This is a genomic window from Xanthovirga aplysinae, from assembly GCF_009711365.1.
Classification (GTDB): Bacteria; Bacteroidota; Bacteroidia; order Cytophagales; family Cyclobacteriaceae; genus Xanthovirga; species Xanthovirga aplysinae.
The window spans coordinates 530-970 of record NZ_SMMB01000279.1 but is presented as its reverse complement, the minus strand read 5'-3'; the positions used below and the strand labels follow the sequence as shown (position 1 = coordinate 970).

The following is a 441-nucleotide window of genomic DNA, read 5'->3' as shown; positions in this document are numbered from 1 at the left end:
TACAGGATTTTGATGCCAATCAAAATGGGGTAGGTAATACCATTAGGAATATCAACCAAATTGTTGGTAATAATAATGATGATAATAGCATGAATTTTCATGCACATCAGGATGGTGAATCTAATATTATCCAAGGTGCAAATGTGATTACAGTGAGTGGGGGAGTAAACAACGATGACAATAATTTTGATTTTTATGCCGATCAGCAAGGTGTCTCTAATGAAATAATAACTAATAATGCCATTATAGGGAACAGAAATGATGATAATGTGCTGAGAATTCGGGCTTATCAAGATGGGAACTCCAATGTTATGAGTTTTACTAACCTGATTGTTGGTAATAATAATGATGATAATTATCAGGGAGCCTGGATTAATATTAATGGGAGTGTTAACGAAATAGGTGATCCCTTCCAAATAGATCTTACAGATGCAAATAATT

The 441-nt window shown here is 33.6% G+C and carries 1 protein-coding gene; it reads left to right on the top strand.

Annotation, left to right across the window (positions count from 1 at the left end):
- Positions 1–441: hypothetical protein (locus E1171_RS23330; RefSeq protein ID WP_222931306.1), on the top strand; the 441-nt coding region annotated here is incomplete at both ends.